This window comes from Frigoribacterium sp. Leaf186 (genome assembly GCF_001423905.1).
In the GTDB taxonomy this organism is placed as follows: domain Bacteria; phylum Actinomycetota; class Actinomycetes; order Actinomycetales; family Microbacteriaceae; genus Frigoribacterium.
The window spans coordinates 942,532-954,116 of the sequence record NZ_LMPQ01000001.1; the positions used below are offsets into that span (position 1 = coordinate 942,532).

The 11,585-nt window shown below is 71.5% G+C and carries 10 protein-coding genes, 1 tRNA gene and 1 pseudogene; 2 read left to right on the forward strand and 10 right to left on the reverse strand.

Annotation, left to right across the window (positions count from 1 at the left end; translation table 11 throughout):
* Nucleotides 1–5 precede the first annotated feature (5 nt).
* Nucleotides 6–82, forward strand: a tRNA-Pro gene (locus ASG05_RS04295).
* A gap of 170 nt (nucleotides 83–252) precedes the next feature.
* On the opposite strand, the gene ASG05_RS04300 is transcribed toward ASG05_RS04295, so the two are convergent.
* The 8 genes from ASG05_RS04300 to ASG05_RS04335 form a co-directional block, all read right to left on the reverse strand.
* The gene (locus tag ASG05_RS04300) at nucleotides 253–858 is read right to left on the reverse strand and encodes a thymidine kinase (RefSeq protein WP_056257678.1); all 606 of its coding nucleotides are present in this window, start codon (nucleotides 856–858) and stop codon (nucleotides 253–255) included.
* Nucleotides 858–1,607, reverse strand: coding sequence for a response regulator (locus tag ASG05_RS04305; RefSeq protein WP_082486345.1), 750 nt, complete (start codon nucleotides 1,605–1,607; stop codon nucleotides 858–860). Before ASG05_RS04305 ends, ASG05_RS04300 begins: the two co-directional genes overlap by 1 nt.
* A complete protein-coding gene (locus tag ASG05_RS04310) occupies nucleotides 1,594–2,766 on the reverse strand; it encodes a hypothetical protein (RefSeq protein WP_056257681.1) in 1,173 nt (390 codons plus the stop codon). Before ASG05_RS04310 ends, ASG05_RS04305 begins: the two co-directional genes overlap by 14 nt.
* On the reverse strand, nucleotides 2,763–4,004 hold the full coding sequence (locus ASG05_RS04315) for a sensor histidine kinase (RefSeq protein ID WP_056257684.1): 1,242 nt from the start codon (nucleotides 4,002–4,004) through the stop codon (nucleotides 2,763–2,765). Before ASG05_RS04315 ends, ASG05_RS04310 begins: the two co-directional genes overlap by 4 nt.
* Before the next feature lie 176 nt (nucleotides 4,005–4,180).
* The gene (locus ASG05_RS04320) at nucleotides 4,181–5,368 is read right to left on the reverse strand and encodes an Rv2578c family radical SAM protein (protein WP_056257686.1); all 1,188 of its coding nucleotides are present in this window, start codon (nucleotides 5,366–5,368) and stop codon (nucleotides 4,181–4,183) included.
* A 103-nt stretch (nucleotides 5,369–5,471) separates the two neighbouring features.
* Entirely contained in the window at nucleotides 5,472–6,899 is a 1,428-nt protein-coding gene (locus ASG05_RS04325; RefSeq protein WP_056257688.1) for a malate:quinone oxidoreductase, read from the reverse strand.
* Nucleotides 6,900–7,077: 178 nt separating this feature from the next.
* Nucleotides 7,078–8,133 carry an aspartate-semialdehyde dehydrogenase gene (locus ASG05_RS04330; protein ID WP_056257691.1) on the reverse strand — a complete coding sequence of 352 codons (1,056 nt, stop codon included), beginning with the start codon at nucleotides 8,131–8,133 and terminating at the stop codon, nucleotides 7,078–7,080.
* Nucleotides 8,134–8,241: 108 nt separating this feature from the next.
* Nucleotides 8,242–9,507, reverse strand: a complete 1,266-nt coding sequence (locus ASG05_RS04335; protein ID WP_055971466.1) for an aspartate kinase — start codon at nucleotides 9,505–9,507, stop codon at nucleotides 8,242–8,244.
* 137 nt (nucleotides 9,508–9,644) lie between these two features.
* Here ASG05_RS04335 and ASG05_RS04340 point away from each other — a divergent pair, with 137 nt between their 5' ends.
* Nucleotides 9,645–10,454 carry a DUF1206 domain-containing protein gene (locus tag ASG05_RS04340; protein WP_056257694.1) on the forward strand — a complete coding sequence of 270 codons (810 nt, stop codon included), beginning with the start codon at nucleotides 9,645–9,647 and terminating at the stop codon, nucleotides 10,452–10,454.
* A gap of 39 nt (nucleotides 10,455–10,493) precedes the next feature.
* Here the strand turns inward: ASG05_RS04340 and recR are convergent, their stop codons facing one another.
* Both recR and ASG05_RS16810 read right to left on the reverse strand, forming a co-directional pair.
* On the reverse strand, nucleotides 10,494–11,093 hold the full coding sequence (gene recR / locus ASG05_RS04345; protein WP_043595550.1) for a recombination mediator RecR: 600 nt from the start codon (nucleotides 11,091–11,093) through the stop codon (nucleotides 10,494–10,496).
* A 3-nt stretch (nucleotides 11,094–11,096) separates the two neighbouring features.
* Nucleotides 11,097–11,585 (reverse strand): annotated as a pseudogene (locus ASG05_RS16810) (hypothetical protein); the annotation flags it as partial.

The window sequence follows — 11,585 nt, forward strand, 5'->3', positions numbered from 1 at the left end:
GACATCGGGGTGTGGCGCAGCTTGGTAGCGCGCCTCGTTCGGGACGAGGAGGTCGTGGGTTCGAATCCCGCTACCCCGACCAATGCAAATGGCTCCACCTTTGGGTGGAGCCATTTGCATTCTGTGCTTGTTGGTTCGCCCTTCGGGCGACACGGATTGGTCCCACCTCAGGGTGGGGCCAATTGCTCTTCGCCCTTTGGTTCGCCCTTCGGGCGACACGAATGGCTCCACCTCTGGGTGGGGCCGACGGGGTCAGGCCAGGCGGCCGCCGGACTCGGCGAGGTAGCAGGCACCGCAGAGCGACTCGTAGGTGACCTCCTGCCCGTCGATGGCCACCTGGTCACCGTCGAACACGAAACGGTCGCCGACGGTCCGAGCCGTGAACACGGCCTTGCGTCCACAGCGGCAGATCGTCTTCAGCTCTTCGAGCGAATGCGCCACCTCGAGCAGACGGCGGCTGCCCGGGAAGGCCACCGTGCGGAAGTCCGTCCGGATGCCGTAGGCCAGCACGGGGACGTCGTCGAGGATCGCGATGCGCAGCAGGTCGTCGATCTGGTGGGGCGCCAAGAACTGCGCCTCGTCCACGAGCAGGCAGGCCAGGCTCGACCCCGTCTCGGCACGCACCGAGTCCCGACGTTCGAGGAAGACCCGTCGCACCTCGTCGTGGGGCGCGAACGTGACGTCCGCGGCCCGCGTGACGCCCAGGCGCGACACGATGGCATCGTCGCCCTTCGTGTCGACGCCGGGCTTGGCCAGCAGCACGCGCTGCCCGCGCTCTTCGTAGTTGTAGGCGGCCTGCAGCAGAGCCGTGCTCTTGCCGCTGTTCATCGCGCCGTAGCGGAAGTAGAGCTTGGCCACTACTGCAGGTAGCCGTCTTCGGCGGCCCGACGGATGAGCTCGGACTTCTTGCTGGCCGGCCGGTTCGCCTTGGCGTACTTCTCCCTGACCCGACGCAGGAACGTCTTCGCCGTCTCGTACTGCACGTTCATCTGGGCCGCGACCTCGTTCGTGCTGAACCCCGACACGTAGAGCCGGAACGCCTCGGCCTCACCCGCGCTGAGCTTCGGTCGGGTCTGGTTCGCAGCACCGGCCGGCAGCGGACGCCAGTCGCGCTGGGGCGAGTTGTCGCGAGCGACGCCCATGACCTGCCGGGCGGCGTCCATGACCTCGCGCATCGGCAAGGTCTTCGACAGGAAGGCCGAGGCACCCGCCTCGAGGGCCCTCTCGCGGGACTCGCGGGTGTCGAGGCTGGACAACACGACCACCTTCGCACCGGCGGCGCGACACGTGCGCACCCTGGCCTCGATCGACACGGGCTCTTTCAGCTGGAAGTCGAGGAACACCAGGTCGGTCGGGAAGTTGTCGCTGTGCACCAGCTGGAGCCACGTGTGTGCCGTCAGCACGAGGTCGAAGTCGTACGCGTTGACGTTGATCCAGCTGCTGAGGCTGTCGAGCAGCACTTCGTGGTCGTCGAGGATCGCGAGCCGGACGCGTCGCGCCGGCGGCGCCTCGGACCCCGGGCCGACGGTGGCCCACGACGGTGCTGCGACGGGCCTCCCGAAGCCCGGACGGTGGGACGAGCGGCCGCTCGGCTCAGTGCTGGTCATAAGAAAACCTTAGTGTCAGAAGCGAGGTCGACCGGTCGACGCGGAGGTCGCCCGAGACGAGGCGGAGCACGGTGAGGTAGGGCGAGAGCGACCGCCGTGCGGCCGTGGCCGACGACGCGACCGCGAGCTCGATCGTGACGTCGACCCGCGCCTCCTGACCGACGAGAGCGACCCGCAGCGAGCTCACGTCGACCACCGCGGGGTCGTCCACGGCCGCGAACAACGCCCAGAGCGCCGTCCGGTGCTCGGGCCCGAGCCGATCGGCCACCCGACCGGGGTCGACGACCTCGGTCGACACCCGCCGGCCGGGGGCGTCGAGTCGTCGCGTCAACCACGTCGCGTCGGCGTCCGCCACCAAGGAGGCGCGGAGGGCGTCCGCCACTCGGCGCGCCTCGTGGGCGTCGTGGTCGGTGACCCGGCCCGCCGCGATCAGGCGGGCCAAGAACGGCACGACCTCTCGGTTCAGCACCGTGACGCGGTCCTGCTGGACGGACCGGGCGAGGGTCACCCGCAGGTCGTCGGTGCTGACGCGCCGGAAGCCGACCGCGCGGGTGATCCACCGCTCGACGTGGCCGACGTGGACGGCCGAGAACACGGCCGACGCGGCCGTGAGGGCCAGCAGCGGAGTGACGGCGACCACGACGTACGTCGCGGTGGGCACCGTCGTGACGAAGCCCGGGGACTCGACCACGACCACGATCGCGACGACGACCCCGATGACGGCACCCGCCAGGGCGATCTCGCGAGCGGGTCGGTACGGGGCGAGGCCGAGCAGGAGCACGCCCGAGACGACCCCTGCCCAGTCGTCCCGGACGAACGGGTTGCTGCCGGACGTCGCCACGGCCGACAGCACGGACGCGACGGCGCAGCCCGCGGCGACGCACCAGGCGGCCCTCGGCCCGAACGGCGCCCTCAGCGGGTCCGCCGCCACGACGAGCACGGCCGCAGCGGCGGCCACCGTGACCAGCGCGGCCACCGCCGCCCAGGGCGTCGACACGTCGGACGCGCGGAACACGGTCTGGAAGGACGCGACGAGCAGGGCGGTCGCCCCGGCCGCTCCCGTGATCGGCCGGGCCGCGAGGGCACCGAGCGGATCGACCTCTTGAGGCGTGGGCACGGAGGCGCGAGTGACCACTCGCGGGGCGGCACCGGCGGTCATGCCGACACCCCGTCGTCGGTCGCGACCGCGAGGGGCGTGGTGGTCGCAACGGCGAACGGGACCCGCAGCACGATCGAGGTGCCGCTGCCGGGCGACGACCAGATCTGCACGTGGCCGTCGACACGACCGAGACGGGCCTCGACCGAGTTCGTCAGCCCGAGACGATCGGGGGCCACCGCCGCCTGGTCGAACCCCACGCCGTCGTCGATGACCATCACGGTCAGGTCGGTGCCGTCGCCGAAGACGACGATCTCGGCACGGTCGACGCCGCTGTGCCGGCTCACGTTGACCAGGCACTGGGCGGCCGCGAGACCCAGGGCGTCCGCGGTGGTGCCGTCGAGGCGGCCGACCGACGAGACGTCACCCGTCACGGCGACGTCGAGCCCGTCGGCCCGCGCCTGCTCGACGGCGGCGTGCAGGCGGCTGCGCTCCCAGCCGTCGGCGGCCGCGATCGCCTCGGCCGGGGCTCCGACGCCCGGTGACAGCCAGTCGCGCCCCACGAGGACCTCGAGGTCGTCGGAGATCGAACGTGCGGCCTGCGGACTCAGGGGCCCCGGGCCGGTGGCGGCCACCGCCGCGAGGTGACCGAGGACGGTGTCGTGGACGAGGGCCGCCGCCTGACCCTCGACGTCGACGCGCAGCCGCTGCACCTGCTGCTCGAGCGCGGCCCGGTGCAGCCCCGGCTGCGCCCGGCGCGCACGACCGCGCGAGGCCTCGCCGTGGACCGACACGACGGCGACGAGGACGAAGGCGAGCAGCGTGGTGACGTCGAGTCGGAAGGACGCGCCCGTGTGCCGGGTCGCCAGCTGCGTGGCGAGCTCACCGGCCGCGTACCCTGCCGCCGACCAGAGCAGCCCCCGACGCGGGCCGAGGGCCGTGCTGCCCACCATGACGAGGGCGATCTTCGGCAACGACAGCGAGAACGCGTCGGAGGCCTGAACCGACGCCACCTGGGCGAACAGGGTGACGGCGTACCAGTAGAGGGAGGCCGTGCCGACGATCAGGTAGGCGAGGTGGGCCGTCATGGACCTCGTGCGTTCGACCACGACGAGCAACGCGAGCACCGGGACGAGCGAGACGAGCGCGGGCCAGAGCAGGAGGCTCGGTGAGGCGACCTGCTTGACGACCAGGAGGGCCGCCGCCGCCACCAGCACGGTGGCCGCGATGGCGTGACACGCCCTCGACACGGAGTCCCCGAGGGCCGCCGGTGCGAGGTGGGCCGGGAGGCCGAGCAGCATGCGGCCTCCTGATCGGCTCGTTCGTGGTCTGGAGAGATCATGGCAGAAGGCTGACCACCCGTGTACCCCGGCATGAGGGGACGTCGCCGCAGGTGGGCGGACGAGTGCCGCCGTTTGTGCCCCGATCTGCCCACCGGGGCACAGACGGGGGGAAGGACCGCGGCCGTCGGGACGACTCAGAACAGCCGCGGCTGCGTGGACCGGGCACCGCCCGGGAGCTCGTGGGCGATCAACGCCCGTGGTGGCCCTGCCGGCCTCGTGTCGACGTCCGCGCCCGTGGCGGTGCCGGCGCCCGTGCCGATGCCTGTGCCGGCTCCGGTGCCCCGACCGTTCAGTCCCATCAACCGCAGCGAGCGCGCGCTGTCGTCGAGGGCCGCCGAACGCATCGACCCGGTGGACGGATCGGCTCGCCCCTTCTCGAGGCCGTACTCGCGGAGCAACGGACGCAGGCGGGCCGCCAGCCAGGAGCGGTAGCCCGTCGGGGCGTAGGTGCCGTGAGCGTAGAGCGCTCGGTACTTCGGCACGAGCTCGGGGTGCTCACGGTCGAGCCAGGAGAACCACCACTCTTTGACGCCGGGCTTGAGGTGCAGCGCGCTGTACATGACGCTGGAGGCGCCCGAGTCGCGGACGGCGGCCAGCGCCGCGTGCAGGTGGTCGAGCCCGTCGGTGAGGTAGGGCAACACGGGCATCATGAACACCGAGCACGACAGCCCGAGGTCGCGAGCCGCCGAGACGGTGGCCAGGCGGGCTGCGGTCGTCGGCGTGCCCGGCTCGACCGACTGCTGCAGGTCGTCGTCGTAGATCGCGACGGACATGGCCAGGTCGACGGGCACGTGCTGCGCCGCCTCGGCGAGCAGGGCCAGGTCGCGCCGCAGCAGCGTGCCCTTCGTGAGGATGCTGAACGGCGTGCCCGAGTCGGCCAGGGCCGCGATGATGCCGGGCATGAGCCGGTAGCGCCCCTCGGCCCGCTGGTACGGGTCGGTGTTGGTGCCGAGGGCCACCGGGTGGTGCTGCCACGTCGGACGGTGCAGCTCGCGCGCGAGCACCTCGGCGACGTTCACCTTGACGACGATCTGCCGGTCGAAGTCGTCGCCGCCGTCGAGGTCGAGGTACTCGTGGGTGGGACGGGCGAAGCAGTAGACACAAGCGTGGCTGCACCCCCGGTACGGGTTGATCGTCCAGCCGAAGGGAAGAGCCGAGTCGCCGCCCGGGACGCGGTTCAGGGCACTCTTCGCGACGACCTCGTGGAAGGTCACCCCCGCGAACTCGGGCGTGGTGACCGAGGTGATGAGGTTGTTCAGGCGCGCCAGGCCGGGCAGGGCCGACGCCTTCTCGGTGTCGACCGCTTGCTCGGACCATCGCATGAGCCCATTCGAACACACGTTCGAACGGGGGTCAAGCCGGCGCGACGAGCAAACGTCGTCCCGACCGGGCCGGGCACGGAGACCGCGGGGTGAGCGGAGAACGTCAGGCGTGGATGCCCAGCGCCTCCGCGGTCGCCCCGATGGTCGAGGCCGCACGTCGCTCGTCGGACGACAGGTCGTCGCCGTAGGTCGGGATCATCGCGTTGAGGCGGGGCTTCCAGGCCGCGATGCGGTCGGGGAAGCACCGTTCGAGCACGGTGAGCATGATCGGCACGGCGGTCGACGCACCGGGCGACGCGCCGAGCAGACCGGCGATGGTGCCGTCGCCGGCCGTGATGACCTCGGTGCCGAACTGCAGCACGCCGCCCTTCTTCGCGTCCTTCTTGATGACCTGCACGCGCTGACCGGCCGTGATGCGGTACCAGTCCTTCGGGTCGGCGTCGGGCATGAACTCGCGCAGGGACTCGAACTTGGTCTGCTTGCTCGCCGCGAGCTGGCCCACGAGGTACTTCACCAGCGACAGGTTCGCGAGGCCGGCCCGGATCATCGGGTACAGGTTGTGCGGGCGGATCGAGGCGAAGAGGTCGAGCATCGAGCCGTGCTTCAAGAACTTGGGGCTGAACCCGGCGTACGGCCCGAACATCAGGCTGGCCTGGCCGTCGACCACGCGCGTGTCGAGGTGCGGCACCGACATCGGCGGCGACCCCACGGCGGCCTTGCCGTAGACCTTGGCCTGGTGCTTGCCGACGACGACCGGGTCGTCGCACCGCAGGAACTCACCGCTCACCGGGAACCCGCCGAAGCCCTTGATCTCGTCGATGCCGGACTTCTGCAACAGGTGCAGGGCCCCGCCTCCGGCGCCGACGAACACGAACCGTGCGTCGACCGTCGTGGGGCTGCCACCCTTCGCGCGCAGGGCGACGCGCCAGGTGCCGTCGGGGAGCTTCGTGAGGTCGGTGACTCGGTGGTCGACCTCGAGGGTCGCGCCCTCGCCCTGCAGGTAGGTGAAGAGGAGGCGCGTGAGGGACCCGAAGTCGACGTCGGTGCCGGCCGCGATGCGGGTCGCGGCGATCGGCTGGCCCTCGGCCCGGCCCGGGATGAGCACGGGTGCCCACGACCGGATGACGGACGGATCGGTGCTGAACTCGAGCCCCTGGAACAGCGGGTGCTCGCGCAGCGCCTCGTGGCGCTTGCGGAGGTACTCGACGTTCTTCTCGCCCCAGACGAAGCTCATGTGCGGGGTCGAGTTGATGAAGGCGTCGGGCTGGGGCAGGGCGCCCTCGGCCACGAGGAACGACCAGAACTGGCGGGACACCTGGAACTGCTCGTTGACCTTGACGGCGCTCGAGGTGTCGATCGTGCCGTCGGCCCGCTCGGGCGTGTAGTTGAGCTCGCAGAGGGCCGAGTGGCCCGTGCCCGCGTTGTTCCAGGGGTTGCTCGACTCGAGGGCCACGTCGCCCAGGGCCTCGTAGATCTCGATCGTCCAGCTCGGCTCGAGCTGCTTGATCATGGCACCGAGGGTGGCACTCATGATGCCGGCCCCGATGAGGGCTACGTCGACGGGCTTCTTCGCATCAGTCACGGAGGTCAGTCTAGGCCTGGGCCCCGCCCGGGCCCCGGGTGCCCGACACGGGACGGACCCGGGGTTTCTCGACGTCGAGAGACCCGGTGACGTCGTCGACGCCCCGGTCCGCCCCCGTCGGAGCGCCTCAGACGACGGCGGAGCGCTTCGCCGCCACGAGCTCGGCGATCTGCACGGCGTTCAGCGCCGCACCCTTCCGCAGGTTGTCGTTGCTGATGAAGAACGCCAGCCCCCGGTGGCCGGGGACGCCTTCGTCGTGCCGGATGCGGCCGACGAAGCTCGGGTCGGCGCCGGCGGCCTCGAGCGGCGTCGGCACGTCGGTCAGCACGACCCCGGGGGCGTCGCGCAACAGCTCTTCGGCCCGTTCGACCGTGATGTCGGAGGCGAACTCGGCGTTGATCGAGAGCGAGTGGCCCGTGAACACCGGGACGCGCACGCACGTGCCGCTGACCAGCAGGTCGGGTCGCTCGAGGATCTTGCGACTCTCGTTGCGCAGCTTCTTCTCTTCGTCGGTCTCGCGGGTGCCGTCGTCGACGATCGAGCCCGCGAGCGGGATCACGTCGAAGGCGATGGGGCGCACGTACGTCACGGGTTCGGGCAGCTCGACGGCGCGGCCGTCGTGCACGAGGCCGATGGTGTCGCCGTCGATCGCGGCCCGGGTCTGCTGCAACAACTCGTCCGCACCGGCGAGGCCGCTGCCCGACACGGCCTGGTAGGTGCTGACGATCAGCCGCTGCAACGTGGCCTCGGCGTCGAGCACCTTGAGCACGGGCATGGCCGCCATGGTCGTGCAGTTCGGGTTGGCGACGATGCCCTTGACCGCCTGGTCGAGGGCGTGCGGGTTGACCTCGCTGACGACCAGCGGCACCTCGGGGTCCATGCGCCAGGCGCTCGAGTTGTCGATGACGAGGGCACCCGCCGCGGCGAAGCGCGGAGCGTGGGCCCGGGAGCCCGTCGCCCCCGCCGAGAAGAGCGCGATGTCGAGACCGGTGGGGTCGGCCGTCTCGACGTCCTCGACGACGATCTCGGCGCCGCGGAAGGGCAGGGTCGTGCCGGCCGACCGGGCGGTCGCGAAGAATCGGATCTCGGCCACGGGGAAGTCACGCTCGTCGAGCAACGTGCGCATGACCTTGCCGACCTGTCCGGTCGCGCCGATCACGCCGACGCGCAGTCCTTCGGCCATGGGGTCCTCCTGGGGGTTCGGTGGTGCGGTGTCTCGAAGCGGCGGGGCAGGGTCGGGAGGAGCGGTGACGGACCGCGCGCGCCTCCCGGGGTCGGCGACCGGGTCGCGTCAGCGGCCGGTGCCGCCGTGGACGACGGCGTCGACCTCGGCGTCGAGGCCGAAGGCCGTGTGGACGACGCGCAGGGCGTCGTTCAGTGTGTCGGCACGGGTGACGACCGAGATGCGGATCTCGCTGGTCGAGATCATCTCGATGTTGATGCCCGCCTCGAACAGGGCGGTGAACAGACGCGCCGAGACGCCCGCGTTCGTCCGCATGCCGGCGCCGACGAGGGCGAGCTTGCCGATCTGGTCGTCGTACTGCAGCGACTCGAAGCCGATCTCGGCCCGGTCGGACTCGAGGGCCTGGAGCACGACGGCGCCCTCGGACTTCGGCAGGGTGAACGAGATGTCGGTGCGGCTCGTCGAGGCGGCCGAGACGTTCTGCACGATCATGTCGATGTTGGCGCCGGTCTTGGCGACCGTTCGGAAGATCTGCGCGGCCTTGCCGGGCACGTCGGGGACGCCCACGACGGTGATCTTGCCCTCGCTGAGGTCGCCCGCGACCCCGCTGATGATGGGTTCTTCCACGTTCTCTCCCTCTTTCGGGTTGACGACGAGCGTGCCCTCGTTGTTGTTGAACGACGAGCGGACGTGCAGGGTGACGCCGTGGCGCCTCGCGTACTCGACGGCGCGGATGTACAGCACCTTCGAACCGGCGGCCGCGAGCTCGAGCATCTCTTCGCTCGTGACGCGGTCGAGCTTGCGGGCCTTCGGCACCACCCGCGGGTCGGCCGTGAAGACGCCGTCGACGTCGGTGTAGATCTCGCAGACGTCGGCGTCGAGGGCCGCGGCGAGCGCGACGGCCGTCGTGTCGGAGCCGCCGCGACCGAGCGTCGTGATGTCGCCGGTGGACCGGTTGAAGCCCTGGAAGCCGGCGACGATCGCGACGTACCCGGCGTCGAGCGCGTCGCGCACCCGACCGGGCGTCACGTCGACGATGCGGGCCTTGCCGTGCTGGGCGTCGGTGATCATGCCGGCCTGGCTGCCGGTGTACGAGCGGGCCTCGACGCCCAGGCTGCGGATCGCCATGGCGAGCAGGGCCATGCTGATGCGTTCACCCGCCGTGAGCAACATGTCGAGTTCGCGACCGCCGGGCAGCGGGCTGACCTCGTTGGCGAGGTCGAGCAGCTCGTCGGTGGTGTCGCCCATGGCGCTGACGGCCACGACGACGTCGTTGCCCGCCTTGCGCGTCTCGACGATGCGCTTGGCGACGCGCTTGATGCTCTCGGCATCGGCGACGGACGACCCGCCGAATTTCTGCACGATCAAGCTCACGGTGACTCCTGGAGGGGGAACTGGGCGCGCCGGAGACCGGCTCACGCCTGCGTCCGGCGATTCTATTCGGTGTCGAGGGCGTGTGACGCACGTCGGGACGCGGGGCGTCGTCGTCGCCGCTCCCCTACGGTGGAGCGATGCCCGACACCACCGACCAGGCCCGCGGCGCGGCCGACCGCCTGCAGGACAGCCGCGCACTCTCGACCGCGGCACGCATCGGGTTCGCCATGAACGGGCTGCTGCACGTCGTCATCGGCGTCATCGCCCTCGGCGTGGCCTTCGGCGGCGGCGGCGAGGCCGACCAGGGCGGGGCCCTCGGGCAGTTCGCCTCCCGCCCCGGCGGGGTGTTCCTGCTCTGGCTGATCGTCGTGGGGCTCTGGGGCCTCGGCCTGTTCCAACTGCTCGAGGCCGCGCTCGTCCGAGGTGGCGGCAAGGACGCCTGGGCCGACCGGGCGAAAGAGGGCGGCAAGGGAGTGGCCTACCTCGCCGTAGGCCTCACGGCATTCACCTTCGCCCGGGGGTCGTCGTCGGACAGCTCGGACCAGACGCAGACCCTGAGTGCCCGCCTCCTCGCCGTGCCCGGCGGCGTCGTGCTGCTCGTCGTCGTCGCCCTCGCCGTCGTGGCGATCGGGGGCTACTTCGTCGTCAAGGGCGTGAAGCAGAAGTTCCGCGACGACCTGGTGCTGCCGGGCGGCGCCGCCGGCCGGGGCACCATCGCGCTCGGCGTGACCGGCTACGTGGCGAAGGGGATCGCGCTGGCGGTCGTCGGGGTGCTGTTCGCGGTGGCCGCCGTGACCGCCGACCCGAGTGAGGCCACGGGACTCGACGGCGCGCTCAAGGCCCTGGCCGCCCTGCCGTTCGGCGTGGTCGTGCTGACCGCGGTCGCCGTGGGGCTCATGGCCTACGGCGTCTACTGCGTCGTGCGGGCGCGTCGCGCCCGACTCTGACCGGTCAGCGATTCCGGTGGGCCCAGGAGGCGCGGGTCGTCATTCGGAGACGAGCCGGCGGCCCTCGAAGGCCCGGCCGAGCGTGACCTCGTCGGCGTACTCGAGGTCGCCGCCGACGGGCAGGCCCGAGGCGAGGCGGGTGACGCGCAACCCGAACGGCGCGAGCATGCGCGACAGGTAGGTCGCCGTCGCCTCGCCCTCGAGGTTGGGGTCGGTGGCGATGATGACCTCTTGGACGGTGTCGTCGGCCAGACGCTGGACCAGCTGACGGATGCGCAGGTCGTCGGGCCCGATGCCGTCGATGGGGCTGATCGCCCCGCCGAGCACGTGGTACAGCCCGCGGAACTCTCGGGTGCGCTCGATCGCCTGGACGTCTTTCGCCTCTTCGACCACGCAGATGGTGGCCGGCGAGCGGCGCGGGTCGCGGCAGATGTTGCAGGTCTCCTGCTCGCTGACGTTGCCGCAGATCTCGCAGAAACGCACCTTGGTCTTGACGTCGACCAGCAGTTCGGCGAGGCGCGACGTGTCGAAGGACTCGTTCTGGACGATGTGGAACGCGATGCGCTGCGCCGACTTCGGCCCGATTCCCGGCAGGCGACCGAACTCGTCGATCAGCTCTTGGACGATGCCTTCGTACACGCGTTACTCGCTTCTCTGAGGCGTGACCCGGGGGGCGATCGTCTCTTCTTCGATGAACTGGGCCCCGAGGATCTCGCGGACGACGGCCTCGCCGTAGCGGGACCCCGTGGGGATGCCGCGGCGGGGGTCCCCGGTCGCCGCACGGCGTTCGGCGACGGACGGTCCGGCCGAGGCGGACGGGGTCGAGGGTGCCGACGTCGTCGGGGAGGGAGGGCCCGCGGGCCGCGCCACCGGGGTGCCGACGGCCTCGGCGGGCGGGGGCGCGGCGTCGACCGTCGGCACCCCACCGGGCGGCTCTTCGGTGATGTGCTCGGGTTCGTCGGGCTCGGGCGGCGCGCTCTGCGGGATCGGTGCGACGTCCCACCCGGTGACCGGCGCCGAGCCGGCCGGACGTCGGCCCGAGGTCGCCTCGGGCGAGGGCGCCGAGGCACCGGACGCGCGGGTCGACGTCGAGCGGGCGGCAGGCTCGGCGGCCGCCGCAGGTGTGGCAGG